The organism is Streptomyces sp. NPDC005722 (genome assembly GCF_040630935.1).
In the GTDB taxonomy this organism is placed as follows: domain Bacteria; phylum Actinomycetota; class Actinomycetes; order Streptomycetales; family Streptomycetaceae; genus Actinacidiphila.
Map to the genome: position 1 here is coordinate 191,953 of NZ_JBEXYN010000013.1, position 20,162 is coordinate 212,114.

A 20,162-nucleotide genomic window follows, 5' to 3' on the forward strand; every position below is an offset into this window, starting at 1 on the left:
CCGGGGACGGATGCTCGCCGGTAAGGTGGGCCGGGCTAGTCTTGCGGAGCCTGTGTGCTGACGCGGGTAAGGCAACCCCGATCGTTTTGCAGTACCACCATTCGTAGCTTTCAACACCGTCACCTCCCGCCCAAGAAGCGGGGGGCGCAGGAGGCACCGTGCTCACCGCGTTCGCCCGGGCGTTCAGGACGCCCGACCTGCGCAAGAAGCTGCTGTTCACGCTGGCCATCATGGTGCTGTTCCGGCTGGGAGCCCACATCCCGATCCCGGGTGTCGACTACCAGGTGGTCAACTCCTGCATCAAGGCGGTCGGAGGGAACCAGGGCCTCTTCGGCCTGGTGAACCTCTTCAGCGGCGGCGCTCTTCTGCAGCTCACGATCTTCGCGCTCGGCATCATGCCGTACATCACCGCGAGCATCATCCTGCAGCTGCTCACCGTGGTCATCCCGCGCCTGGAAGCCCTCAAGAAGGAGGGCCAGGCCGGCCAGACGAAGATCACGCAGTACACGCGCTACCTGACCGTGGCGCTCGCGATCCTCCAGGGCACCGGCCTGGTGGCCACCGCCCGCTCCGGCAGCCTCTTCCAGCAGTGCCCCGACCGCTTCAACATCGTCCCCGACCAGTCGATCTTCACCACGGTCACGATGGTCATCACGATGACCGCGGGCACCGCCCTGATCATGTGGCTGGGCGAGCTGATCACCGACCGCGGCATCGGCAACGGCATGTCGATCCTGATGTTCCTGTCGATCGCGGCCGGCTTCCCGGGCGCCCTCTGGGCGATCAAGAAGTCCGGGAACATCGCGGACGGCTGGGTCGAGTTCGGCGCCGTCATCATGGTGGGTCTGGCGATGGTCGCCCTGGTCGTCTTCGTCGAGCAGGCGCAGCGCCGCATCCCCGTGCAGTACGCGAAGCGCATGATCGGTCGTCGTTCGTACGGAGGAACCTCCACCTACATCCCGCTGAAGGTGAACCAGGCGGGTGTGATTCCCGTCATCTTCGCGTCATCGCTCCTGTACATCCCGTCACTGGTGGTCCAGTTCAGTGGATCCACCTCGACCTGGGCAAACTGGGTCAGGGACAACCTGGTCAAGGGCGACCACCCGATCTACATCACCGCGTACTTCCTGCTGATTGTCTTCTTTGCCTTCTTCTACGTGGCCATCTCGTTCAACCCCGAAGAAGTCGCGGACAACATGAAGAAGTATGGTGGGTTCATCCCGGGCATCCGGGCTGGTCGTCCCACCGCGGAGTACCTCAGCTACGTGCTCAACCGCATCACGTGGCCGGGCGCGATGTACCTGGGTCTGATCGCCCTGGTGCCCACTGTGGCGCTGGTGCTGTTCAACGCGAACCAGAACTTCCCGTTCGGCGGGACGAGCATCCTGATCATCGTGGGTGTCGGCCTGGAGACCGTGAAGCAGATCGAGAGCCAGCTTCAGCAGCGTAACTACGAAGGGTTCCTCCGCTGATGCGCATCGTCCTCGTCGGGCCTCCCGGGGCCGGCAAGGGTACGCAGGCCGCGTACCTTGCCAGGAACTTGTCGATCCCGCACATCTCCACGGGCGACCTCTTCCGGGCGAACATCAGCCAGGGCACCGAGCTGGGCCGCAAGGCCCAGGAGTACATGGACGCCGGACGGCTGGTCCCCGACGAGATCACCATCGGCATGGCCAAGGACCGCATGCTGCAGCCGGACGCCGGGAACGGCTTCCTGCTCGACGGCTTCCCGCGGAACGTGGGCCAGGCCCAGGCGCTCGACAAGATCCTCGCCGAGAACGGGATAGCGCTGGACGCCGTCCTGGACCTGGAGGTCCCCGAGGAGGAGGTCGTCAAGCGGATCGCCGGTCGCCGGCTGTGCCGCAAGGACGGCGGCCACGTGTTCCACGTGGTCTACAACACTCCGGCCGTCGAGGGCGTGTGCGACCAGTGCGGTGGTGAGCTGTACCAGCGTTCGGACGACACCGAGGAGAAGGTGCGGGTCCGGCTGGAGGAGTACCACAGCAAGACCGAGCCGATCATCGACTACTACAAGCAGCAGGGCCTGGTGCGCACCATCTCGGCCCTGGGCAAGGTCACCGAGGTGACCAAGCGGGCGATGGACGCGCTGCAGGACAAGAAGGACTCGGGCGACAGCGCCGCCTGAGCACATGCGTGACCGTTGCGGCCGCGGTGTCCCCCAGGACCCCGCGGCCGTACCGTTGAGGTATCCCGTGGGACGAAGGAAGGCCAGGACCGATGGTGGAGATCAAGACCCCCGAGCAGATCGCGAAGATGCGCGCGGCGGGCCTGGTCGTCGCGGCGATCCACGAGGCGACCCGTGAGGCGGCCGTACCCGGGGCCACCACCAAGGACCTGGACGACGTGGCCCGCAAGGTGCTCGCCGACCACGGGGCCAAGCCGAACTTCCTCGGCTACGGCGGCTTCCCCGCCACCATCTGCACCTCGGTGAACGACGTGGTCGTCCACGGCATCCCGGACACCGCGACCGTCCTGAAGGACGGCGACGTCATCTCGATCGACTGCGGTGCCATCGTCGACGGCTGGCACGGCGACGCGGCGTACACCGCCTTCGTCGGCAGCGGTCACGCCCCGGAGCTCGTGGAGCTGAGCCGGGTGACCGAGGAGTCCATGTGGGCCGGCATCGCCGCCTTCCGCAAGGGCGACCGGCTGGTCGACATCTCCCGTGCCATCGAGACGTACATCCGGCGGCAGCCGAAGCCCGGCGGCGGCAAGTACGGGATCATCGAGGAGTACGGCGGCCACGGCATCGGTTCGCAGATGCACATGGACCCCCACCTGCTGAACTACGTCTCGCGCAAGCGCGGCAAGGGCCCGCGCCTGGTGCCGGGCATGTGCCTGGCCATCGAGCCGATGGTCAGCCTGGGCACCCCGCTCACCCATGTCCTCGAGGACGAGTGGACGGTCAAGACCGACGACGGCACCTGGTCCTCCCACTGGGAGCACTCCGTCGCGCTGACCGAGGAGGGCCCGCTGGTCCTGACCGCCCGCGACGGCGGCAAGGCCAAGCTGGCGGAGTACGGGATCACGGCCGCGCCGGACCCGCTCGCCTGAGCGCCCCCTCCGTACCGCTTAACGATCTTCGTTCGGGGGCATACACCCCGGATTCGTCTTTCAGGAACGGCTGGCGTAGACTGTCACGTCGGCTCGCGAATGCCTTCAGGCATGCCAAAAGCCGACCAAGGTAGCCGATCCCGAAAGCAGGACATGGCCAAGAAGCAAGGCGCCATCGAGATCGAGGGCACCGTGATCGAGTCTCTGCCGAACGCTATGTTCAAGGTGGAGCTGCAGAACGGTCACAAGGTCCTCGCGCACATCAGTGGCAAGATGCGGATGCACTACATCCGCATCCTTCCCGATGACCGAGTCGTTGTGGAGTTGTCTCCCTACGACCTCACGCGCGGACGGATCGTCTACCGCTACAAGTAGATCTCACGACCCGGAGAACCTGAATTCCATGAAGGTCAAGCCGAGCGTCAAGAAGATCTGCGACAAGTGCAAGGTGATCCGCCGCCACGGCCGGGTCATGGTCATCTGCGACAACCTGCGCCACAAGCAGCGCCAGGGCTGACGCACGCCGACCTGCACCTCGCAGTTCTTCGCGCGACGCGAGCAAACATGTACATACGCAGCGCCCGTCCGGCCGGAGAGCCTCCGGCTGACGGCACCTCCGGCGGGGGCCGGAGACCTGATCCGTACCTCGTACGGCGGTCAGGAACGGTGCTGCGGAAGACCCCCGGACACCACAGGAGCCATTGAATGGCACGCGTTTCAGGTGTCGACATCCCGCGCGAAAAGCGTGTGGAGGTCGCCCTCACCTACGTCTTCGGCATCGGCCGCACCCTGGCCCAGGAGACCCTCGCCGCCACCGGCGTGAACCCGAACACCCGGGTCCGCGACCTGGACGAAGAGGACCTGGTCAAGATCCGCGAGTACGTGGACGCCAACATCAAGACCGAGGGTGACCTCCGTCGCGAGATCCAGGCGGACATCCGTCGCAAGGTCGAGATCGGCTGCTACCAGGGTCTGCGCCACCGTCGCGGCCTGCCGGTCCACGGCCAGCGGACCCACACCAACGCCCGCACCCGCAAGGGCCCGCGTCGCGCCATCGCCGGCAAGAAGAAGCCGGGCAAGAAGTAGTCCTCAGCGGACGCTCGTCAGCGGTCTTCGCTGTAGGACCGACCACCTCCCGTAGGAGTTAGTAGATGCCCCCCAAGGGTCGTCAGGGCGCTGCCAAGAAGGTGCGCCGCAAGGAAAAGAAGAACGTCGCTCACGGCCACGCGCACATCAAGAGCACGTTCAACAACACCATCGTCTCGATCACGGACCCGTCCGGCAACGTGATCTCCTGGGCCTCCGCCGGCCACGTCGGCTTCAAGGGCTCGCGCAAGTCGACCCCGTTCGCCGCGCAGATGGCCGCCGAGTCGGCCGCGCGTCGCGCGCAGGAGCACGGCATGCGCAAGGTCGATGTGTTCGTCAAGGGCCCCGGCTCCGGCCGTGAGACCGCGATCCGCTCCCTCCAGGCCACCGGCCTCGAGGTCGGCTCGATCCAGGACGTCACTCCGACCCCGCACAACGGATGCCGCCCGCCGAAGCGCCGGCGCGTCTGATCAGCAATCCGCTGAGCAGGTAGGAGAAAAACAGGAATGGCGCGTTACACCGGGGCCGACTGCAAGCGTTGCCGTCGGGAGAAGCAGAAGCTCTTCCTCAAGGGGAGCAAGTGCGAGAGCGCGAAGTGCCCGATCGAGATCCGTCCTTACCCCCCGGGTGAGCACGGACGCGGGCGCACCAAGGACAGCGAGTACCTGTTGCAGATGCGCGAGAAGCAGAAGTGCGCGCGCATCTACGGTGTCCTTGAGAAGCAGTTCCGCGGGTACTACGTGGAGGCGAACCGCAGGTCCGGCAAGACCGGTGAGAACCTGCTCCGCATCCTGGAGTCCCGGCTGGACAACGTGGTCTACCGGGCGGGCTTCGCCAAGTCGCGCGATCATGCGCGGCAGCTGGTCCGTCACGGCCACTTCCTCGTGAACGGCGTCAAGACCGACATCCCGTCGGCCCGTGTCGTCGCGAACGACATCGTCGAGGTCCGTGAGTCCTCCCGCAACCTGACGCCGTTCGCGGTGGCCCAGGGGGAGGCAGGCGAGAGGACCGTCCCGGCCTGGCTGGAGGCGATCCCCTCACGTCTGCGGATCCTCGTGCACAACCTGCCCGAGCGCCCGGTGATCGACACCCAGGTGCAGGAGCAGCTGATCGTCGAGCTCTACTCGAAGTAGCAGGGCTCACGGTCCCGGGCGGTGCGGCACACCTCGTGCCGCGCCGCCCGTACCCTTGAAGCCTCGGCATCAAATAGTGGGTGCCGGAGACTGGAGGCAATACCCCATGCTGATCGCTCAGCGCCCCTCGTTGACCGAAGAGGTCGTCGACGAGTTCCGCTCCCGGTTCGTGATCGAGCCGCTGGAGCCGGGCTTCGGCTACACCCTCGGCAACTCGCTCCGCCGCACGCTCCTCTCCTCGATCCCGGGTGCCGCCGTCACCTCGGTCCGGATCGACGGCGTCCTGCACGAGTTCACCACCGTGCCGGGCGTCAAGGAGGACGTCACCGACCTCATCCTCAACATCAAGCAGCTCGTGATCTCCTCGGAGCACGACGAGCCGGTCGTGATGTACCTGCGCAAGCAGGGCCCGGGTGTGGTCACCGCCGCCGACATCGCGCCCCCGGCCGGTGTCGAGGTGCACAACCCCGACCTCGTCCTGGCCACGCTGAACGGCAAGGGCAAGCTGGAGATGGAGCTGACCGTCGAGCGCGGTCGCGGCTACGTCTCGGCCGTGCAGAACAAGCAGGTGGGCCAGGAGATCGGCCGTATCCCGGTCGACTCCATCTACAGCCCGGTGCTCAAGGTCACCTACAAGGTCGAGGCGACCCGTGTCGAGCAGCGCACCGACTTCGACAAGCTGATCGTCGACGTCGAGACCAAGCAGGCCATGCGTCCCCGTGACGCCATGGCCTCGGCCGGCAAGACCCTCGTCGAGCTGTTCGGTCTCGCCCGCGAGCTGAACGTCGACGCCGAGGGCATCGACATGGGCCCGTCCCCGACGGACGCCGCCCTGGCGGCGGACCTCGCGCTCCCCATCGAGGAGCTCGAGCTCACCGTCCGTTCCTACAACTGCCTCAAGCGCGAGGGCATCCACTCCGTGGGCGAGCTCGTGGCGCGCTCCGAGGCGGACCTGCTCGACATCCGCAACTTCGGTGCGAAGTCGATCGACGAGGTCAAGGCGAAGCTGGCCGGCATGGGCCTGGCCCTCAAGGACAGCCCGCCCGGATTCGACCCGACCTCCGCCGCTGACACCTTCGGTGCGGACGACGACGCCGACGCCGGCTTCGTGGAGACCGAGCAGTACTGATGAACTGCCTCCAGGCGTCCGCCTGGGGGGTTCCTGACACCGGTACCTGACACGGCCGGTGCAGATCTGAGGAGAAACACCATGCCGAAGCCCGCCAAGGGTGCCCGTCTGGGCGGCAGCGCCGCGCACGAGCGTCTGCTTCTCGCGAACCTCGCGAAGTCGCTGTTCGAGCACGGTCGCATCACCACCACCGAGGCCAAGGCGCGCCGTCTGCGTCCGGTCGCGGAGCGCCTGATCACCAAGGCGAAGAAGGGCGACATCCACAACCGTCGCCTGGTGCTGCAGACGATCACGGACAAGGGCATCGTCCACACGCTCTTCACCGAGATCGCCCCGCGGTACGAGAACCGCCCGGGTGGTTACACCCGCATCACCAAGATCGGCAACCGTCGCGGCGACAACGCGCCGATGGCGGTCATCGAGCTGGTGGAGGCGCTGACCGTGGCCCAGCAGGCCACGGGCGAGGCGGAGGCCGCGACCAAGCGCGCGGTCAAGGAGTCCGAGGCCAAGACCGAGGCTCCGGCCGAGGTCGAGGACAAGGCCGAGGCCACCGAGGCTCCGGCCGAGGAGTCCAAGGACGCCTGACGTCCCGACCGGACGGGCCCGCACCCAGATCGCTGGGGGCGGGCCCGTCCGCGTGTTTGAGAGGATCTGCGGGTGAGTGTGGCGAGCGATGAGGTGGAGCCCGGGTACGTCCGGGTGCGGCTGGACCTGGCGTACGACGGGGCCGAGTTCTCCGGGTGGGCGAAGCAGCGCAGCAGGCGGACCGTCCAGGGCGAGCTGGAGTCGGCCCTGCAGACGGTGCTGCGGCTGCCCGATCCGGTCGAGCTGACCGTCGCCGGTCGTACTGACGCGGGTGTGCACGCCCGGGGACAGGTCGCGCACGTCGAGCTGTCGGAGGAGGTCTGGGAGCGGGAGGGCGACAAGCTGCTGCGCCGGCTGGCCGGACGGCTGCCCTGGGACGTACGGGTGTGGAGGGTCTCGCGGGCCCCGGCCGGCTTCAACGCGCGCTTCTCCGCGATCTGGCGCCGCTACGCCTACCGCGTCGGCGACCACCAGGGCGGGGTGGACCCCCTGCTGCGGGGGCACGTGCTCTGGCACGACCGGCCGGTGGACGTCGAGCTGATGAACGAGGCGGCGCGCAGGCTGCTCGGCGAGCACGACTTCGCGGCCTACTGCAAGAAGCGCGAGGGCGCGACGACCATCCGCACCCTCCTGGAACTGCACTGGGTACGGGACGCCTCCGGCCTGGCCGTGGCGACCGTACGCGCCGACGCCTTCTGCCACAACATGGTGCGCGCCCTGGTCGGGGCGATGCTGCTGGTCGGCGACGGGCACCGGCCGGCCGGCTTCCCCGGCGAGGTCCTGGCGGGACGGGTGCGGCACTCGGCGGTCAACGTGGTGCGGCCGCACGGGCTGACCCTGGAGGAGGTCGGCTACCCGGCCGACGAACTGCTGGCCGCGCGCAACCGCGAGGCCCGCAACCTGCGCACGCTGCCGCTGCCGCGGGCCTGAGCGGCGGCCGGGTCGCCGCACCCGGTCATCTGCGGCGGCGGCTCATCCGCGGCGGCGCAGTGCCGTGACCACCTGGGTGAGGACGTAGCCGGAGCCCAGGGAGGTCAGCACCAGCGGGACGGGGCGGAGCCGGTCGTGGAAGGCGCCCCACCAGGAGAAGCAGGCGGCCGGGACGACCAGCAGCACGTACAGCGCGCGCGTCGCCCACCAGCGGCCCGGCAGGCGCACCGGAGTGCCCCGCGGGGGGAGCGGCATGCTGCCCTGCTCCGTGGTGAGGGTGTCCCTGACCCCGGAGAGGAAGCCGCGCGGGGCGAGTACCCGGGCCCCGGGGACGCCGTCGAGCGCCGCCTGGCGTTCACCGAACCCCTCCGGGAGCGCCGGCAGGCCCAGTGCCGTCACCGTGTCCGCCAGCCGCCGCCCCGGGGCGTCCATGCCGCGCAGCAGCGCCGTGAGGGGCCGGGCGTCGCGGACGCCGTAGGCCGCGGCGAGGGCGGCGGCCGTGGCACCGGCGGTGTCCAGGGACGGCACGGGCGCGCCCGGCGCCCATTCGTGCGCGGCGACCTTCCGGCCCTTGGCGTACAGCGTGATCCCGTACCGGTCGCCCGAGCGCTGCAGGACCACGGCAGGCCACTTCTCGCCCGCCGTGAAGAGGTCGACGGCCCCGGCCAGGCTGCCCTCCCCGGTCAGCTCGACATGGGTGAAGCCCGCTCCCGCCGGGGCCAGCCGCAGCCCGGTCCGGCACAGCAGCGCCGCCTGCGCGACGGAGGTGAGGGGCGCGGAGGCCACCGCCAGGGTGCGCGGTGCCCAGTCGTGGCCGCCGGCCGGGACGGGGACCGCGGGCGGGGTGCCGAAGAACGGGGTGCGGGTGGCTACCTGCATGCGCACCCCGGTGCGGAAGTCCAGGAACTCCTGGCGGGGATCGGCGCCCAGGTAGGCCCACGGGAAGCCGGTGGCGTGCACGCCGATGTCACGGAAGACGCGCAGCGCCTCCTGCCACCGGCCGGCGCGCACCAGCATCAGCGCCAGGTGGTTGCGGAACTCCGCCGCCTCCGGATCGCCCGGGTCGTACCAGCCGGACAGCTCCAGGGCGCGGTCCACGGCGGCGGCGACGCGGGCCGGCTCGACGGCGTCCGCGCCGGACGCGTCGTCGGCGGCGGTCCCCCCGGCGACGATCTCGTACTCGACGGCGGCGAGCAGCGGCAACGCGTTGATCTTCGAGCCGGGCAGGGCCTCCTCGGCGGCCTGCTCGGCGAAGTCGAACATCTCGTGGTGGGTGCCGTACCACTTCGCGCACAGGTACTGCAGCGCGGAGGCGTGGCAGCCGTAGTGGTGCGGGGCGCGCTCGACGGCCTCGGCCCAGTACGCGTCGAAGATCTTCCGTGAGGACTGCATCCCGCGCGCGTGGGTGAGCGCGACGCGCCACGGGACGGGGTCGGCGGGGTTGAGCTCGGCGGCGGCGCCGATCACCGGAACCGCGTCCTTGAGCAGTGTGAAGAAGGCCTTGAACTGCTCCGGCGAGACCTGCGAGGCCCGGGCGCCGCTGCGTATCTCCCAGGCCTGGTGGATGCACAGGTCGGCCTTGACCAGGCTCGCGTCCGGGTCCTCCGGGGCGGCGGCGAGCCAGGCGTCCAGCCAGCCGGGGTTGTGGAGGGCGAACTGCGCCAGCTCGGAGACGTAGGTGTCGCGCAGCTCCCACTGGCAGCCCAGCCGGGTCGCGGACAGCAGCTCCCGGGCGGGCCCGTGGTCGCCGCCGCCCGCCGCGGCGAGCGCGCCGCGCAGCGGGAGGTCCGGGACGTCCAGGACGACGGCCTCGTCCGGCGGCAGGCCGGCCCCGACGGCGGCGCCGTGGCGGAGCATGCGGGGCAGGGTCAGCAGCGTACGCAGGGAGGGCATGCCGTTCCGGTCCGGTGGGGTGGGGTCAGTTGGCCGGTGGGGCGGCCTCGGAGGCCATCGCGGCGTCGGCCTGGTCCCTGCCGCGCTGGACGATGCGGTTGAAGGCGTAGTTGAAGCCGTCCTGGCCGGCCTGGCGGGAACCGTCCGAGCTGGTCGCGGCCTTGCCGCCCTTGGGGCCGGCGATGGTGAAGTACGCGTAGCGGCCCACGGCGCCGGACTTGGACCAGCACGCGACGCCGTGGCAGAAGTCGGCGACGCCGCCGCCGTTCAGCGGGCGCAGGAACTTGTTGGTCCTGGCCACCTTCTTGGCGGTGGCCGCGTCCTTGAACACGGCCACGCCGACGGTGACCGCGGAGCCGCCGCGGGTGTACGTGACGCGCATCATGCGGGTGCAGCCGTTGCGGTCGAGGGTGGCGGCCAGCGAATCGGTCGCGGCGTCGGCGCAGTCGCGGTTCTCCTTGGTCGCGGTCTTCACGTAGGAGCGGCCGCCGGAGTAGTCCAGCTTCTTGCCGGGGAAGAGGGTGCCGGCGCCGAGCGGGGCGGTGTCCTTGGCGGCGGTGGAGAGGAAGTCCAGCGGGCCGTAGGTCGGGCCGGGGGAGACCTCGGAGAAGGAGGGCTCGGGCGGCAGGGCGACGTCGGAGGCGGGGGCCGAGGCGGTCGCGGTGGGGGAGGGGGCGGGGCTGCCGCCGGAGCTGACCACTGCGACCGTGACGATCCCGGCGACGGCCGCGGCGGCCAGGACGCCGCCGCCTATCAGGAGCAGCCGCCGGCGGCGCCTGGCGCCGGCCTCCGCCTCGTCGGCGAGCGCCGACCAGTCCGGCTGGTCGCCGGCACGCGGCGCGTACTGCGGCTGCGAGGGGCCCCGGGTGCCCTGCCCGGCCTGCGGCGGCGCCCAGTCCGGCGGCGGGGTCCAGGCGGGTTGCTGTGGCTGGTGGTCGGGGCCGCCGACGACCTGGCCGCGGAGCACCTGGCGCTGCTCCCCGGGGGTTCCCGGGACGCCTTGCTGTCCCGGCGGTGCGGTCCATCCCTGGTTCGGGTTGTACGGCTGCTGCGGCCCGTCAGTCATGGCGCGGATTCTATAGAGGAGAAAACCAGTTTGGCGGTGGGCGACCGCGCTACGAGAATCCAGGCATGGGACATGTGGACGTTGCGCATCTGGAGTACTACCTGCCGGACGGCCGGGTGTTGCTGGGCGACGTCTCGTTCCGGGTGGGCGAGGGCGCCGCGGTGGCCCTCGTCGGGGCGAACGGCGCCGGCAAGACGACCCTCCTGCGGCTGATCTCCGGGGAGTTGAAGCCGCACGGCGGCACGGTCACGGTCAGCGGCGGGCTGGGCGTCATGCCGCAGTTCGTCGGCTCGGTACGGGACGACCGCACCGTACGGGACCTGCTGGTGTCCGTGGCGCCGCCGCGGATCCGCGAGGCCGCCGCGGCCGTCGACGCCGCCGAGCTGGAGATCATGGCGCAGGACGACGAGGCCGCCCAGCTGGCCTACGCGCAGGCGCTCAGCGACTGGGCGGAGGCCCGCGGCTACGAGGCGGAGACGGTCTGGGACATGTGCACCACGGCCGCGCTGGGCGTGCCCTACGAGCGGGCCCAGTGGCGCGAGGTGCGCACGCTGTCGGGCGGCGAGCAGAAGCGGCTGGTGCTGGAGGCGCTGCTGCGCGGTACCGACGAGGTGCTGCTGCTGGACGAGCCGGACAACTACCTCGACGTCCCCGGCAAGCGCTGGCTGGAGGACCAGCTGGAGCAGACCAGGAAGACGGTGCTGTTCGTCTCGCACGACCGGGAGCTGCTGGCCCGCTCCGCCGAGAAGATCGTCAGCGTGGAGCCGGGACCGGCAGGCTCGGACGTGTGGGTGCACGGCGGCGGTTTCGCCACGTATCACGAGGCGCGGCGGGAACGCTTCGCGCGCTTCGAGGAGCTGCGGCGGCGCTGGGAGGAGGAGCACGCCCGGCTGAAGAAGCTCGTGCTGACCCTCCGTCAGCAGGCGGCGATCAGCCCCGACATGGCCTCCCGCTACCGCGCCGCGCAGACCCGGCTGCGGAAGTTCGAGGAGGCGGGGCCGCCGCAGGAGCCGCCGCGCGAGCAGGACATCCGCATGCGGCTGTCCGGCGGGCGCACCGGCCTGCGCGCCGTCACCTGCGCGCGGCTGGAGCTGACCGGGCTGATGAAGCCGTTCGACCTGGAGGTCTTCTACGGGGAGCGGGTGGCCGTCCTCGGCTCGAACGGCTCGGGCAAGTCGCACTTCCTGCGGCTGCTGGCCGGGGATCCCGGCGTGCGCCACACGGGGGAGTGGAAGCTGGGCGCGCGCGTCGTGCCGGGCCACTTCGCGCAGACGCACGCGCATCCGGAGCTGATGGGTCGCACCCTCGTCGACATCCTGTGGACCGAGCACGCGCGCGACCGCGGCAAGGCGATGTCCGCGCTGCGGCGCTACGAGCTCGACCGGCAGGGCGACCAGCGCTTCGACCAGCTGTCGGGCGGGCAGCAGGCACGCTTCCAGATCCTGCTGCTGGAACTCGCCGGGGCGACGGCGCTGCTGCTGGACGAGCCGACCGACAACCTGGACCTGGAGTCGGCGGAGGCCCTGCAGGAGGGTCTGGAGGCGTTCGACGGGACCGTGCTCGCGGTCACCCACGACCGCTGGTTCGCCCGCAGCTTCGACCGCTACCTGGTCTTCGGCTCGGACGGGCTCGTCCGGGAGGTTCCGGAACCGGTGTGGGAAGAGACCCGGGTGGTCAGGGAGCGGTGACCGGGACCTGGGCCGGAGCGGAGGAGGAGCCGGGGCCAGCGGGGCCTGGCGCGCCCCCGCACCGGCTGTTTTGACCCGAACGGGCAGCCGCGGGTATTCTGCAGGTTCGTTATGCGTATTGGCTTGCTCGTTCTCACGTGAGAGGCCGCTACGCCGGTTCACCGGGCCGATGACCAGCGTTCGTCCTGCGGTATGCGTCGCCGCAGGCGATAGGGCTGTCGTGATCGTCCGGGTGGCCTTGTCAGTACCCACTCACTGAAGAAGCGAAGGCTACGACCGTGCGTACGTTCAGCCCCAAGCCCGGCGATGTCCAGCGCCAGTGGCACGTCATTGACGCGCAGGACGTCGTCCTGGGCCGTCTGGCGTCCCAGACCGCGTCCCTCCTGAGGGGCAAGCACAAGCCGATCTATGCGCCTCACGTCGACACCGGTGATTTCGTCATCATCATCAACGCCGACAAGGTGCACCTCTCCGGCAACAAGAAGCAGCAGAAGCTCGCCTACCGTCACTCGGGCTTCCCGGGCGGTCTGCGCTCCGTCCGTTACGACGAGCTGCTCGACAAGAACCCCGAGAAGGCCATCGAGAAGGCCGTCAAGGGCATGCTGCCCAAGAACAGCCTGGGCCGCCAGATGCTCTCGAAGCTGAAGGTGTACGCGGGTGCGGAGCACCCGCACGGCGCCCAGCAGCCGGTTCCGTTCGAGATCAGCCAGGTCGCGCAGGGCTAGTCCCGGCCACCACCGACACAGAAAGCATCTGAGGAGCATCGTGGCCGAGACCACCCCTGAGACCCCTCTCGTCGAGGACGGCGAGATCGTGGAGACCATCGAGATCCCGGAGGAGTACACCTCCGAGTCCCTCGCCTCCCGCTTCGGCGAGCCCCAGCCGGCCGCCGGTACGGGCCGCCGCAAGGAGTCCGTCGCCCGCGTCCGGATCATCCCGGGCTCCGGCAAGTGGACGATCAACGGTCGCACCCTTGAGGAGTACTTCCCCAACAAGGTGCACCAGCAGGAAGTCAACGAGCCGTTCAAGATCCTTGAGCTCGACGGCCGTTACGACGTCATCGCCCGCATCAACGGCGGCGGCATCTCCGGCCAGGCCGGTGCGCTGCGCCTGGGTGTCGCCCGTGCGCTGAACGAGGCGGACGTCGACAACAACCGCGGCCCGCTCAAGAAGGCCGGCTTCCTGACCCGCGACGCGCGCGAGATCGAGCGCAAGAAGGCCGGTCTGAAGAAGGCCCGCAAGGCGCCGCAGTACAGCAAGCGCTAAGCATCACGGGTGCTGCACTGCACGTACGCCCCGGAGGCACTTTGTGCGTCTCCGGGGCGTACGCGTTTCGGGGGGTATAGACGTATCACCGGATGAACGCCCGAAGCGTACGGGGCGGAGCACGGCAACATCTCGGAGGAAAGACGTGGGACGACTCTTCGGTACGGACGGTGTGCGCGGTGTCGCGAACGCGGATCTGACGGCCGAGCTGGCGCTCGGACTGTCGGTCGCGGCGGCGCACGTGCTCGCCGAGGCGGGCACGTTCGAGGGCCACAAGCCGGTGGCGGTGGTGGGACGGGATCCGCGCGCGTCCGGAGAGTTCCTGGAGGCCGCCGTGGTGGCCGGGCTCGCCAGCGCCGGCGTCGACGTGCTGCGGGTGGGCGTGCTGCCGACCCCGGCCGTGGCCTACCTCACCGGGGCGCTCGGCGCCGACCTGGGCGTGATGCTCTCCGCGAGCCACAACCCGATGCCCGACAACGGCATCAAGTTCTTCGCCCGGGGCGGTCACAAGCTCGCCGACGAGCTCGAGGACCGCATCGAGTCCGTCTACGAGGAGCACCGCACCGGCGCCCCCTGGGACCGCCCCACCGGCGCCGGCGTGGGCCGCGTCCGCGAGTACGACGAGGGCTTCGACCAGTACGTCGCCCACCTGATCGCCGTCCTGCCGCACCGCCTGGACGGTCTGAAGATCGTCCTGGACGAGGCCCACGGCGCCGCCGCCCGCGTCTCGCCCGAGGCCTTCGCCCGGGCCGGCGCCGAAGTGATCACCATCGGCGCCGAGCCGGACGGCCTCAACATCAACGACGGCTGCGGCTCCACCCACCTGGACCTGATCAAGGCCGCCGTCATCGACCACGGCGCGGACCTCGGCATCGCCCACGACGGCGACGCCGACCGCTGCCTGGCCGTGGACCACCAGGGCAACGAGGTCGACGGCGACCAGATCCTGGCCGTCCTGGCCGTCGCCATGCGCGAGGCGGACCGGCTGCGCAAGAACACCGTCGTCGGCACCGTGATGTCCAACCTGGGCTTCAAGCTCGCCATGGAGCGCGAGGGCCTCGACCTCGTACAGACCGCCGTCGGCGACCGGTACGTGCTGGAGTCGATGAAGGAGCACGGCTACGCGCTCGGCGGCGAGCAGTCCGGCCACGTGATCATCCTCGACCACGCCACCACGGGCGACGGCACCCTCACCGGCCTCATGCTGGCCGCCAGGATCGCCTCCACCGGGCGTTCGCTGACCGAGCTGGCGGCCGTCATGGAGCGGCTGCCGCAGGTCCTGGTCAACGTCCGGGACGTGGACAAGAGCCGCGTCGAGTCCTCCACCGAGCTGTCCGCGGCCGTGGCCGAGGCGGAGGCCGAGCTCGGCACCACCGGCCGGGTGCTGCTGCGCTCCTCCGGTACCGAGCCGGTGGTCCGCGTCATGGTCGAGGCCGCCGACATCGACCACGCCCGCTCCGTGGCCGGCCGGCTCGCCGACGCCGTGAAGTCCGCGCTCGGCTAGACCGGCACGGCCCGGCCGGCTAGGAAGCGCGCGACACCGAACGCCGCCTGCGCTGCATCGCCCAGAAGCCCTTCTGGGCGAGCAGCGTCAGGACGCCCGCGATGACGATGCCCGCCAGGTTGACGCCCAGTTGAGCCGAGGAGCCCCACAGCTCGCGGTAGTCGCCGTAGGACAGCGCGAGGGCGGCGTTGGCGGCGGCCGGGACGGTGGTCACCGAGATCGCCACCCCGACCAACGCACCGGACTTGGCGGACGTCAGCGAGAGGATCCCGGCGATCCCGGCGAGGAAGGCCACCACGAAGGAACTGGCGTCCGGCTGCCAGATGAAAGCGGTCGACGGATGCGGCGCCGTGAAGTCGTCCACGCTGAAGACGCCGAGGACGTCCATCAGGTAGTTGAAACCGCCGGTGAGCACCATCGCCACCGGGAAGCCCACCACCAGCGCCACCAGCGAGCGCCGGGCCAGCCGTCCGCGGCGCTGGACCAGGCCGGTGCACACGCCGGCCAGCGGCCCGAACTCCGGGCCCACCACCATCGCGCCGACGATCAGGATCGCGCTGTCCAGCATCACCCCGCAGGCTGCCAGCATCGTCGCCAGGGCCAGGAACGCCAGATAGGTGACGGTGAGGGTGGACTCCTCGTGGGTGGCGTCGGTCAGTGACTCCCACAGCACGGCGTCCGCGCCCTCACCGGGCGCCTCCTCCTCGGCCCTGTCCGCGCTGTTCGACAGTGACAGGTCGATGTGCTGCACCGCGATGGAGCCCGTATCGGCGACACCCATGCGCCGCAGGGCCCGCAGCAGTTCGTCACCCGCCTCGCGCGCGACGTCGCACATGACGATGTCCCCGCGTGGGTTGCGGGCCGCGCCGGGCAGCACCGCGACGTGGGTGGCGCCGACGGTTCCCTCGACGAGGGAGAGGACCTCGTCGGTGCTCCCCTGCGGGACGATCATCCGAAGATGCAGCATGCGGGGCAGGCTACCCCCCGGCCGGCGCACTACAGCTTGCGCAGGGAGAGCTTCTGCACCTTGTGGTCGGGGCCCTTGCGCAGGACCAGGGTGGCCCGGCCGCGGGTGGGGAGCACGTTCTCCAGCAGGTTGGGCTGGTTGATCTCGCGCCAGGTGTGGCGGCCGTACTCCATGGCCTCCTCCTCGGAGACCTCGGTGTAGCGGTGGAAGTACGACAGCGGGTTCTGGAAGGCGGTCTCGCGCAGCTCGCGGAAGCGCGCCAGGTACCACTGCTCGATGTCCTCGGTGCGCGCGTCCACGTACACGCTGAAGTCGAAGTAGTCGGCGAGCGCGACCCGGGTGCGGCCGTCCTTGCCAGGCAGCGCGGGCTGCAGGACGTTCAGGCCCTCCACGATGAGGATGTCCGGCCGCCGGACCACCAGCTCCTCGTCCGGCACGATGTCGTAGATCAGGTGCGAGTAGACGGGTGCGCGCACCTCGTCCTTGCCGGCCTTCACGTCGGCCACGAAGCGGGTCAGCGCGCGCCGGTCGTACGACTCGGGGAAGCCCTTGCGGGACATCAGCCCGCGGCGCTGGAGCTCGGCCTTGGGCAGCAGGAAGCCGTCGGTGGTGACCAGCTCCACCCGCGGGTGCTCGGGCCAGCGGGCGAGGAGCGCCTGCAGGATGCGCGCCGTGGTCGACTTGCCGACCGCGACGCTGCCGGCGACGCCGATGACGAAGGGGGTGCCGGCCTGCGAGCGGCCCTCCCCGGTGTCGTCGAGGAAGGTGTTGACCGCGCCGCGCAGGCCGTGGGTGGCGCCGACGTAGAGGTTGAGCAGTCGCGACAGCGGCAGGTAGACGTCGATCACCTCGTCGAGGTCGATGACGTCGCCGAGGCCGCGCAGCCGCTCGACCTCCTCCGCGGTGAGCGGCAGCGGCGTGCGGTCGCGCAGCGCGCTCCACTCGGCCCGCGTCAGGTCGACGTACGGCGTGGGCTCGGCGCGGCGGCGGGGTGGGTTGGGTGAAATCGTCGGCGGCACGGATTCATTGTTGCGCCGGGGTGAACGGCCCTCACGCCGGGGTCGCCCGGGCCGGGTGCCGTCACCGCGCCCGAGCAGGCGATGACCTTCCGCTTCGTGCTGGTCATGCCGCTCACCTTCACCTCCGGCGCCTTCGTGAGGGCCAATGCCATGCCCTGCTGGCTCCGCGCGTGGGGGACGTCAATTCCGGTCACCCGCCTGGCCGACGCCGTACGGGGGCTGACGACCGGCTCCGGTGCGGTCGCCGGACCCGTCATGTGGTCACCGCTGTGGGCTGCGGGGATCGCGGTGGTCTTCGTACCGCTGGTGACGCGCGCCGACCGAGCACAGCTGAACTCTCCGCCGCGGTGCCCCGGACCGTCCCTGTCCGGGGAACTGCGCCTCCCGTCGTCGGGCTCGACGCCCGCCGTTCGCCGCCTAGAGTTCTCCTCATGTGCGGAATCGTTGGATACGTGGGCGGCCAGTCCGCCCTCGACGTCGTCATCACGGGTCTGAAGCGACTGGAGTACCGGGGGTACGACTCGGCGGGCGTGGCCGTCCTCGCCGACGGCGGCCTGGCCGCGGCCAAGAAGGCCGGCAAGCTCGCCAACCTGGAGAAGCTGCTGGACGAGCGCCCGCTGCCGACCGGCCCCGCCGGCCTCGGGCACACCCGGTGGGCCACCCACGGCGCCCCCACGGACGCCAACGCGCACCCGCACCTGGACAACGCGGGCCGGGTCGCCGTCGTCCACAACGGCATCATCGAGAACTTCGCCGCCCTGCGCGCCGAACTCTCCGAGCGCGGCCACGACCTGCTCTCCGAGACCGACACCGAGGTCGTCTCCCACCTCCTCGCCGAGGCCTACTCCTCCACCGGCGACCTCGCCGAGGCCATGCGCCAGGTCTGCGGCCGCCTCGACGGCGCCTTCACCCTGGTGGCCGTGCACGCCGACGAGCCGGATGTCGTGGTCGGCGCCCGCCGCAACTCCCCGCTCGTCGTGGGCGTCGGCGACGGCGAGAACTTCCTCGCCTCCGACGTCGCGGCCTTCATCGCGTACACCCGCGACGCGATCGAGCTCGGCCAGGACCAGGTCGTCGAGCTGCGCCGGGAGGGCGTCACCGTCACCGACTTCGAGGGCAAGCCCGCCGACGTCCGGCCGTACCACATCGACTGGGACGCCTCCGCCGCCGAGAAGGGCGGCTACGACTACTTCATGCTCAAGGAGATCGCCGAGCAGCCCAAGGCCGTCGCCGACACGCTGCTGGGCCGGATCGACGCGAGCGGCCTGCTGACCCTCGACGAGGTCCGCATCCCCACTTCCGTGCTGCGCGAGGTCGACAAGATCGTCATCGTTGCCTGCGGCACCGCGTTCCACGCGGGCATGATCGCCAAGTACGCGATCGAGCACTGGACCCGCATCCCCTGCGAGGTCGAGCTCGCCAGCGAGTTCCGCTACCGCGACCCGATCCTGGCCCCCCGCACGCTGGTAGTCGCCATCAGCCAGTCCGGCGAGACCATGGACACCCTCATGGCCCTGCGGCACGCCCGCGAGCAGGGCTCCAAGGTGCTGGCCATCTGCAACACCAACGGCTCCACCATCCCGCGCGAGTCCGACGCGGTGCTCTACACGCACGCCGGCCCCGAGGTCGCCGTCGCCTCCACCAAGGCGTTCCTCACCCAGGTCGTCGCCTGCTACCTCGTCGCCCTCTACCTGGGCCAGGTGCGCGGCACGAAGTGGGGGGACGAGATCGTCGCCGTCATCCGCGAGCTCTCCCAGATCTCCCGCCAGGTCGAGCAGGTCCTGGAGACCATGGAGCCGGTCCGCGAACTCGCCCGCTCCCTCAAGGACAAGAACACCGTCCTCTTCCTCGGCCGCCACGTCGGCTACCCCGTGGCCCTGGAGGGCGCGCTCAAGCTCAAGGAGCTCGCCTACATGCATGCCGAGGGGTTCGCCGCCGGCGAGCTCAAGCACGGCCCCATCGCGCTGATCGAGGAGGACCTCCCGGTCGTCGTGGTCGTGCCGTCGCCGCGCGGGCGCTCGGTGCTGCACGACAAGATCGTCTCCAACATCCAGGAGATCCGGGCCCGCGGTGCGCGCACCATCGTCATCGCGGAGGAGGGCGACGAGTCCGTCGTCCCCTACGCCGACCACCTGGTGCGGGTGCCGCAGACCCCCACGCTGCTGCAGCCGCTGGTCGCGACGGTGCCGCTGCAGGTCTTCGCCTGCGAGCTGGCCACGGCCCGCGGCAACGAGGTCGACCAGCCGCGGAACCTCGCGAAGTCCGTCACGGTCGAGTGACCGCGCCGTGATCATCGGGGTGGGCATCGACGTCGCCGAGATCGAGCGCTTCGAGCAGTCCCTGGAGCGCACGCCCGGCCTGGCCGAGCGGCTCTTCCTCCCCGGCGAGCTCCACCTTCCCAGTGGGGCCCGCCGGGGCGGCGCCTCCCTCGCGGCGCGGTTCGCCGCGAAGGAGGCGGTGGCGAAGGCGCTGGGAGCCCCCGGGGGGCTCCACTGGGCGGACGCGGAGGTCGTCACGGAGGATTCGGGGCAGCCGCGGCTCCTCGTCCGGGGGACGGTGGCGGCGCGGGCGGAGCAACTGGGGGTGCGATCGTTCCACGTCTCCCTCAGCCACGACGCGGGGGTCGCGTCCGCGGTGGTCATCGCCGAGGGCTGAGCGGCGGTCCGGTCGGGGGTGCCCGGTGGGTGCCGCGCCGGTTGCTCGGCTGTCGCGCCGTCTCGCGCCCTTCGGGCGCACAGCGGCGGGCTGCGGGTGGGAGGGTGGCGGTCCGGGGCCGGTCGGCAGTCTGCGGGTGGGTGGGCGGCTGGGGTTCAGGCGCCGG

General features: G+C 70.5%; 21 protein-coding genes. 17 read left to right on the plus strand and 4 right to left on the minus strand.

The features are described from left to right. Window positions 1-158 precede the first annotated feature (158 nt). The 11 genes from secY (at window position 159) to truA (ending at window position 7,938) form a co-directional block, all read left to right on the plus strand. Window positions 159-1,472, plus strand: coding sequence for a preprotein translocase subunit SecY (secY, locus tag ABZ479_RS17980; protein ID WP_499606449.1), 1,314 nt, complete (start codon window positions 159-161; stop codon window positions 1,470-1,472). Next, window positions 1,472-2,146, plus strand: a complete 675-nt coding sequence (locus ABZ479_RS17985; RefSeq protein WP_499606450.1) for an adenylate kinase — start codon at window positions 1,472-1,474, stop codon at window positions 2,144-2,146. The genes secY and ABZ479_RS17985 overlap by 1 nt, the downstream gene beginning before the upstream one ends. Window positions 2,147-2,238: 92 nt before the next feature. Beyond that, window positions 2,239-3,075 carry a type I methionyl aminopeptidase gene (map, locus tag ABZ479_RS17990; protein ID WP_018558888.1) on the plus strand — a complete coding sequence of 279 codons (837 nt, stop codon included), beginning with the start codon at window positions 2,239-2,241 and terminating at the stop codon, window positions 3,073-3,075. Between the two features lie 153 nt (window positions 3,076-3,228). Beyond that, complete coding sequence (gene infA / locus ABZ479_RS17995; RefSeq protein WP_003956442.1) at window positions 3,229-3,450, plus strand: translation initiation factor IF-1; 222 nt, start codon at window positions 3,229-3,231, stop codon at window positions 3,448-3,450. Between the two features lie 28 nt (window positions 3,451-3,478). Then, window positions 3,479-3,592 carry a 50S ribosomal protein L36 gene (gene rpmJ, locus ABZ479_RS18000; protein ID WP_003956441.1) on the plus strand — a complete coding sequence of 38 codons (114 nt, stop codon included), beginning with the start codon at window positions 3,479-3,481 and terminating at the stop codon, window positions 3,590-3,592. Between the two features lie 188 nt (window positions 3,593-3,780). Next, a complete protein-coding gene (rpsM, locus tag ABZ479_RS18005; RefSeq protein WP_089226450.1) occupies window positions 3,781-4,161 on the plus strand; it encodes a 30S ribosomal protein S13 in 381 nt (126 codons plus the stop codon). A 65-nt stretch (window positions 4,162-4,226) separates the two neighbouring features. Beyond that, window positions 4,227-4,631, plus strand: a complete 405-nt coding sequence (gene rpsK / locus ABZ479_RS18010; protein WP_003956432.1) for a 30S ribosomal protein S11 — start codon at window positions 4,227-4,229, stop codon at window positions 4,629-4,631. 36 nt (window positions 4,632-4,667) lie between these two features. Then, window positions 4,668-5,294 (plus strand): 30S ribosomal protein S4, encoded by a 627-nt coding sequence (gene rpsD, locus ABZ479_RS18015; RefSeq protein ID WP_499513434.1) that lies wholly within the window; start codon window positions 4,668-4,670, stop codon window positions 5,292-5,294. A gap of 106 nt (window positions 5,295-5,400) precedes the next feature. Further along, window positions 5,401-6,423, plus strand: coding sequence for a DNA-directed RNA polymerase subunit alpha (locus tag ABZ479_RS18020; RefSeq protein ID WP_500462470.1), 1,023 nt, complete (start codon window positions 5,401-5,403; stop codon window positions 6,421-6,423). 81 nt (window positions 6,424-6,504) lie between these two features. Next, entirely contained in the window at window positions 6,505-7,008 is a 504-nt protein-coding gene (rplQ, locus tag ABZ479_RS18025; protein WP_499606452.1) for a 50S ribosomal protein L17, read from the plus strand. A 72-nt stretch (window positions 7,009-7,080) separates the two neighbouring features. Then, on the plus strand, window positions 7,081-7,938 hold the full coding sequence (gene truA / locus ABZ479_RS18030) for a tRNA pseudouridine(38-40) synthase TruA (RefSeq protein WP_500462471.1): 858 nt from the start codon (window positions 7,081-7,083) through the stop codon (window positions 7,936-7,938). A gap of 42 nt (window positions 7,939-7,980) precedes the next feature. Here the strand turns inward: truA and ABZ479_RS18035 are convergent, their stop codons facing one another. Together ABZ479_RS18035 and ABZ479_RS18040 are read right to left on the minus strand one after the other, a co-directional pair. Further along, complete coding sequence (locus tag ABZ479_RS18035) at window positions 7,981-9,831, minus strand: hypothetical protein (protein ID WP_500462472.1); 1,851 nt, start codon at window positions 9,829-9,831, stop codon at window positions 7,981-7,983. Window positions 9,832-9,856: 25 nt separating this feature from the next. Next, window positions 9,857-10,897, minus strand: a complete 1,041-nt coding sequence (locus ABZ479_RS18040; RefSeq protein ID WP_500462473.1) for a hypothetical protein — start codon at window positions 10,895-10,897, stop codon at window positions 9,857-9,859. A gap of 65 nt (window positions 10,898-10,962) precedes the next feature. On the opposite strand from ABZ479_RS18040, the gene ABZ479_RS18045 reads away from it, so the two are divergent. From ABZ479_RS18045 to glmM, 4 genes are all read left to right on the plus strand, one after another. After that, entirely contained in the window at window positions 10,963-12,585 is a 1,623-nt protein-coding gene (locus tag ABZ479_RS18045; protein ID WP_500462474.1) for an ATP-binding cassette domain-containing protein, read from the plus strand. Window positions 12,586-12,863: 278 nt separating this feature from the next. Then, window positions 12,864-13,310, plus strand: a complete 447-nt coding sequence (gene rplM, locus ABZ479_RS18050) for a 50S ribosomal protein L13 (RefSeq protein WP_089229083.1) — start codon at window positions 12,864-12,866, stop codon at window positions 13,308-13,310. A 40-nt stretch (window positions 13,311-13,350) separates the two neighbouring features. After that, the gene (gene rpsI / locus ABZ479_RS18055; RefSeq protein ID WP_319140461.1) at window positions 13,351-13,851 is read left to right on the plus strand and encodes a 30S ribosomal protein S9; all 501 of its coding nucleotides are present in this window, start codon (window positions 13,351-13,353) and stop codon (window positions 13,849-13,851) included. A 145-nt stretch (window positions 13,852-13,996) separates the two neighbouring features. After that, window positions 13,997-15,355: a phosphoglucosamine mutase gene (gene glmM / locus ABZ479_RS18060; protein WP_500462475.1), complete on the plus strand. Its 1,359-nt coding sequence runs from the start codon at window positions 13,997-13,999 to the stop codon at window positions 15,353-15,355. Window positions 15,356-15,374: 19 nt separating this feature from the next. Here glmM and ABZ479_RS18065 read toward each other — a convergent pair whose 3' ends face one another. Both ABZ479_RS18065 and coaA read right to left on the minus strand, forming a co-directional pair. After that, window positions 15,375-16,322 carry a DUF389 domain-containing protein gene (locus ABZ479_RS18065; RefSeq protein WP_500462476.1) on the minus strand — a complete coding sequence of 316 codons (948 nt, stop codon included), beginning with the start codon at window positions 16,320-16,322 and terminating at the stop codon, window positions 15,375-15,377. Window positions 16,323-16,351: 29 nt separating this feature from the next. Next, window positions 16,352-17,341: a type I pantothenate kinase gene (gene coaA, locus ABZ479_RS18070; RefSeq protein ID WP_500462477.1), complete on the minus strand. Its 990-nt coding sequence runs from the start codon at window positions 17,339-17,341 to the stop codon at window positions 16,352-16,354. Between the two features lie 431 nt (window positions 17,342-17,772). On the opposite strand from coaA, the gene glmS reads away from it, so the two are divergent. Then, window positions 17,773-19,620, plus strand: coding sequence for a glutamine--fructose-6-phosphate transaminase (isomerizing) (gene glmS, locus ABZ479_RS18075; protein ID WP_500462478.1), 1,848 nt, complete (start codon window positions 17,773-17,775; stop codon window positions 19,618-19,620). Window positions 19,621-19,627: 7 nt separating this feature from the next. Beyond that, window positions 19,628-19,996 carry a holo-ACP synthase gene (locus ABZ479_RS18080; RefSeq protein WP_499606463.1) on the plus strand — a complete coding sequence of 123 codons (369 nt, stop codon included), beginning with the start codon at window positions 19,628-19,630 and terminating at the stop codon, window positions 19,994-19,996. Window positions 19,997-20,162 lie beyond the last annotated feature (166 nt).

Excerpts from the sequence above, each read along its gene's own strand:
- ABZ479_RS17985 (WP_499606450.1), top strand. The coding sequence starts at position 1,472 with ATGCGCATCGTCCTCGTCGGGCCTCCCGGGGCCGGCAAGGGTACGCAG.
- map (WP_018558888.1), top strand. The coding sequence starts at position 2,239 with ATGGTGGAGATCAAGACCCCCGAGCAGATCGCGAAGATGCGCGCGGCG.
- infA (WP_003956442.1), top strand. The coding sequence starts at position 3,229 with ATGGCCAAGAAGCAAGGCGCCATCGAGATCGAGGGCACCGTGATCGAG.
- rpmJ (WP_003956441.1), top strand. The coding sequence starts at position 3,479 with ATGAAGGTCAAGCCGAGCGTCAAGAAGATCTGCGACAAGTGCAAGGTG.
- rpsM (WP_089226450.1), top strand. The coding sequence starts at position 3,781 with ATGGCACGCGTTTCAGGTGTCGACATCCCGCGCGAAAAGCGTGTGGAG.
- rpsK (WP_003956432.1), top strand. The coding sequence starts at position 4,227 with ATGCCCCCCAAGGGTCGTCAGGGCGCTGCCAAGAAGGTGCGCCGCAAG.
- rpsD (WP_499513434.1), top strand. The coding sequence starts at position 4,668 with ATGGCGCGTTACACCGGGGCCGACTGCAAGCGTTGCCGTCGGGAGAAG.
- ABZ479_RS18020 (WP_500462470.1), top strand. The coding sequence starts at position 5,401 with ATGCTGATCGCTCAGCGCCCCTCGTTGACCGAAGAGGTCGTCGACGAG.
- rplQ (WP_499606452.1), top strand. The coding sequence starts at position 6,505 with ATGCCGAAGCCCGCCAAGGGTGCCCGTCTGGGCGGCAGCGCCGCGCAC.
- ABZ479_RS18035 (WP_500462472.1), bottom strand. The coding sequence starts at position 9,831 with ATGCCCTCCCTGCGTACGCTGCTGACCCTGCCCCGCATGCTCCGCCAC.
- ABZ479_RS18040 (WP_500462473.1), bottom strand. The coding sequence starts at position 10,897 with ATGACTGACGGGCCGCAGCAGCCGTACAACCCGAACCAGGGATGGACC.
- ABZ479_RS18045 (WP_500462474.1), top strand. The coding sequence starts at position 10,963 with ATGGGACATGTGGACGTTGCGCATCTGGAGTACTACCTGCCGGACGGC.
- ABZ479_RS18065 (WP_500462476.1), bottom strand. The coding sequence starts at position 16,322 with ATGCTGCATCTTCGGATGATCGTCCCGCAGGGGAGCACCGACGAGGTC.
- glmS (WP_500462478.1), top strand. The coding sequence starts at position 17,773 with ATGTGCGGAATCGTTGGATACGTGGGCGGCCAGTCCGCCCTCGACGTC.